This is a genomic window from Herbaspirillum sp. B65 (assembly GCF_000333555.1).
GTDB lineage: Bacteria > Pseudomonadota > Gammaproteobacteria > Burkholderiales > Burkholderiaceae_D > Herbaspirillum > Herbaspirillum rubrisubalbicans.
This window is the reverse complement of sequence record NZ_BADI01000510.1, coordinates 1-1,321: the sequence shown is the minus strand read 5'-3', so window position 1 is coordinate 1,321 and position 1,321 is coordinate 1. Positions and strand designations below refer to the sequence as shown.

The 1,321-nt window shown below is 61.0% G+C and carries 1 protein-coding gene; it reads right to left on the bottom strand.

Going from position 1 to position 1,321, the window contains the following annotated elements; genetic code table 11:
• The coding region (locus I5W_RS12360; protein ID WP_252717003.1) for a transporter substrate-binding domain-containing protein at positions 1–1,187 on the bottom strand (1,187 nt) is incomplete at its 3' end.
• Positions 1,188–1,321 lie beyond the last annotated feature (134 nt).

The window sequence follows — 1,321 nt, the reverse complement described above, 5'->3', positions numbered from 1 at the left end:
ACTTGCGTGCGGATCGGCCCGGCGGTCAGGGTCAGCATGGCCCAGAAGGTCTGGCCATTCTTGTGCTGCACCAGCAGTTCACCCTGCCATTTGCCTTCGTGCTGGACCCGGGTCCAAAGCTCGGCGCGGAAATCGTCCTGGAGTGCATCGCGACGGCAGGGCGGCATTCCATGCTCATCAAGTTCATCCTGGCGATAACCGGTCAGTTCGGTAAAGGCGTCATTGGCTTCCAGCACCTTGCGGTCGGCGCCCATGACCCAGATCGCTTCGGACGAATGGAAGGCGGCGGCGGCGATGCGTAGCGAGGCTTCGCTTTGGCGCAGGCGCGCAGTGCGGCGGGCCACTTCACGGCGCAGGTAGATGGCCATCAGCGAAGCCAGCAGCAGCAAGGCCAGCGCACCGCCCAGCAACCACCAGACATAGGTTGGCACTGCGGTATTGCCACGTCCCCATTTGCGCAGGATCTGGAAGTAGATCGAATCGGGATCGGCTTGCCATTGCAGCAGCGCACGGTCGATGGCGGCCAGCGTGTCGTGGGGCTGCCCCTTGCCGCTGACGAAGAACAGCTTCACCGGCTGGAACACGATACTGGTGTCGGAGAGGCGATAGCGCTCGGCCAGCATGTCACCGGCCTGCTGGCTGGCCACGATGCCGTCGAGCTTGCCGACGGCGGCCATCTTGAAACCGCTTTCGATATTGTTCAGGAGTACCAGCTCGACCTTGATGCCGGAGTCCTCGACCAGACTGCGGAAATAATTTGCCTGCACGGAGTTGTCCAGCAGGCCGATCTTCTTGCCCTTGAGATCGAAGACCGAATTGATGCTCACAGAACTGCTGCGATAGAGAATGGACCAGCTGTAGAGCGCCGGGGCGGTGGGAAATTGCAGCACTTTCTCGCGCTGCTCGGTCCAGGCGACGTCGGGCAGGATATCGATCTGGCCGCTTTCCACCTGCTGCAGGCAGGCTTGCCATTCGCAGGGCACGAAACGCAATTGCCAATGCTCGCGCTGGGCGATCAGGCGCAGCAGGTCGATGTGCAAGCCGGTGGCCACACCCTGGCCATCAAAGAAGATCTTGGGCGGATTCTGGTACACGCCTACCGTGAGCTCCCGACCCTGAGCCTGTGCCTGGGGCAGCCAGCTCGACAGGAGCGAGAGCAACAGCAAGAGCGCAGGCAGCCAGCGCAACGCAAATCCGGGGCCATCCAATTGGCCGCTACGGCAACCGGACGACAATTCCCCGTTCGCAGCCAGATTACTTGCTGGAATGTTCATGCAGCCTGCGCTTTTCCCTGATTTGGTTTTTTGTCTACTTTATAGAA